Genomic DNA, 2,857 nt, shown 5'->3' with positions numbered 1-2,857 from the left:
TTCACCATGTCCTTTTCCAATATGTTTATGATGCATTTTGTGTGCTCTTCGAACAGCTCGTGCATAAACATTGTTTGCATTTCTAAACATTTTAAAACGTTGATGAATAAATATGTCATGAACCAAAAAGTAAGCCAATCCGTAAACAAAAATCCCCAAACCTATAGCTAATCCAATTTCTAAAACTTTATTTTGCCAGAGTAAAAAAAATCCAATACTTATAACGGCATAAATTATAAAAAAAGCATCGTTACGCTCGAACCAAGAATCGTGGTCTTTTTTATGATGATCTGCATGCAGATTCCATAAAAAACCGTGCATTATGTATTTATGACTAAACCATGCCATAAATTCCATAAAGAAAAAAGTAAAAAAGAAAACTAAGATATATAACCACATAATTTCTATAATAAATTTAAACGATATTTTACATAACAATTAGCAAGTAAACTAACTTTTTGATAATTAGAAACTCGAACTCTAGTATTTTTTATTTCTGCCGATGGTGTTTTTTTTAATTTAGATAATAATTTTTTGTAATAAATATAAGCAGTATAAACACCAAACTTTGCTTCGATAGGTAAATTTATAATTCCTTCATAACCTGCTTTAAAATCGGCTTCAATTTCCTGAATAATTTGTTCTTTAGAAGTTTCGTTAAGTTGTGATAAGTCGGTATTAGGGAAATATGTTCTCTCTAAATCTTCAAAATCTGCTTTCAAATCTCTCAAAAAATTTACTTTCTGAAAAGCAGAACCTAAGCGCATTGCAGAATTTTTTAAGATTTCGTACAACTCTATATTCCCTTTTACAAAAACGGTCAAGCACATTAATCCAACCACATCAGCACTTCCATAAATGTATTCGTTGTATTCGTCTTTGGTTTTGTACTCTTTTTTTACTAAATCTAGTTTCATACTTTTCATAAAAGCATCAATTAATTCGTTGGGAATTTTGTGTTTATGAGCTGTATGCTGAAAAGCATTCAAAATAGGATTTAAACTTATTTTTTGTGTAAGTGCATTTTTTAAATCTACTTCAAAGGTATTGAATAATGATTCTTTGTCATAATCATGAAAACTGTCTACGATTTCATCTGCCAAACGAACAAAACCATAGACATTGTAAATATCTTGCCTAATACTTGGTGCAAGCATTTTTACTGCCGATGAGAATGAAGTGCTATAAGATTTTGTGACAATCTTACAGCAATCATTAGATACTGTATCAAAAAGTGATTTCATATTAAGATGAATATTTTTTTATTAAATCGGCAACTAGTTTTCCAGAAATTAATGCAGGCGGAACTCCAGGCCCAGGAACAGTTAGTTGTCCTGTAAAATATAAATTTTCTACTTTTTTACTTCTTAGTTTGGGTCTTAAAAAAGCAGTTTGAAGCAAAGTATTCGCCATTCCGTAAGCATTTCCTTTGTATGAGTTGTATTCTTTTACAAAATCGTTTACACAAAATGACTCTTTAAATATAATGTTATTCTTAACTTCTTGGTTTGTAATTTTTTCGAAACGAGTCATTATTTTTTCGAAATATGCATCTCTTAATTCTTGTGTATCTTCAATTCCGGGAGCAATTGGTATTAGAAAAAATCCGTTTTCACAACCTTCAGGTGCAGTTTTTGAATTTGTTTTTGATGTAAAATTTGCATAAAACAATGGCTCTGATGGCCATTTTGGCTTATCGTAAATCTCTTTTGCGTGCAAATCGAAATCGACATCAAAAAATAAATTATGATGAATCACATTCTCTAATTTTTTATCGAAACCAACATAAAATAGAAGAGAAGATGGTGCAAAAGTTTTCTTGTTCCAATATTTTTCAGAATATTGTCTGTATTTAGGCTCTAAAAGTGTTTCGGTATGATGGTAATCGGCACCAGATAAAATGATGTCGGTATAAATTATCTTTTCATTTACTAAAATTCCTTTTGTTATTTTATTGTCTATTATTATTTTTTCAACATTTGCATTCGTAATTATTGTTACACCCAATTCTTTTGCTAAAGTTGCCATCCCATTTATAACATCATGAAAACCATTTGTAGGCTGCCAAGTTCCTAAGCCGAAATCGGCAAAATTCATAAAACTATAAAAAGAAGGTGTTTTAGACGGTTTTGCTCCAAGAAATAACACAGGAAATTCTAATATTTGAATGAGTTTTTTATTTTTAAATTGCTTTCTAACATCTTTACTAATAGTAGAAAAAAACTGATCTATTTTCTTAGCAGTTTCTATAGTTACCAATTCTAGAGGCGATTCACCTGGTCTGTAAACCAAGTCTTTTATTGCAATATCATAATTGCCTCTTGCTTCTTCTATGAATTTTTTTAGTTTGTTACCACTTCCAGCTTCAATACTTTCAAAAGTTTCTATAATTTCCTGCAAATTGTCTGAAATAGTTATAAAATTATTTATACCATAAAAAACTTGATATCCAGGAGATAATTTTTTTAAATCATAATAATCAGATGGTTTTTTGCCAAAATCGGCGAAGAATTTTTCGAAAACATCTGGCATCCAGTACCATGATGGTCCCATGTCAAAAGTAAATCCTTGTTTAATCATCTGGCGAGCTCTTCCGCCAATAGTACTATTTTTTTCATAAATAGTCACACTGTTACCAGCTTGCGCTAAATAACAAGCTGCTGCTAACGATGAAAAACCAGACCCTAATATTGCAATTTCTTTTTTCATAATTGTCTAACAAATATATAAAAAAGTTAAACAAAAAAATGTTAAATTTTATATTTCTTCTATAATTGATTCTATCGATTGAAATATTTTTGTTTTTTCATTCAAAATTTTGGGGTTTATTTCAGTTGTCATTTTCCCTATAAACCAG

Annotated in this window: 3 protein-coding genes; all 3 read right to left on the bottom strand. The window is 29.6% G+C overall.

Translation table 11 applies throughout. The annotated features are described in order from the left end of the window. On the bottom strand, positions 1-399 hold a 399-nt coding region (locus tag ACH2BG_RS10705; protein ID WP_395047686.1), incomplete at its 3' end, for a beta-carotene hydroxylase. Between the two features lie 5 nt (positions 400-404). After that, positions 405-1,244, bottom strand: a complete 840-nt coding sequence (locus tag ACH2BG_RS10700) for a phytoene/squalene synthase family protein (RefSeq protein WP_395047685.1) — start codon at positions 1,242-1,244, stop codon at positions 405-407. 1 nt (position 1,245) lies between these two features. Beyond that, entirely contained in the window at positions 1,246-2,709 is a 1,464-nt protein-coding gene (locus tag ACH2BG_RS10695; RefSeq protein ID WP_395047684.1) for a phytoene desaturase family protein, read from the bottom strand. Between the last annotated feature and the right edge of the window lie 148 nt (positions 2,710-2,857).

The organism is Flavobacterium sp. (assembly GCF_043779715.1).
Classification (GTDB): Bacteria; Bacteroidota; Bacteroidia; order Flavobacteriales; family Flavobacteriaceae; genus Flavobacterium.
Note: the sequence above shows the minus strand (reverse complement) of the source record. Positions and strands in the feature narration are given on the sequence as shown.

Bases quoted from the DNA above. Each gene is read 5' to 3' on its own strand.
- ACH2BG_RS10700 (WP_395047685.1), bottom strand. From the start codon at position 1,244: ATGAAATCACTTTTTGATACAGTATCTAATGATTGCTGTAAGATTGTC.
- ACH2BG_RS10695 (WP_395047684.1), bottom strand. From the start codon at position 2,709: ATGAAAAAAGAAATTGCAATATTAGGGTCTGGTTTTTCATCGTTAGCA.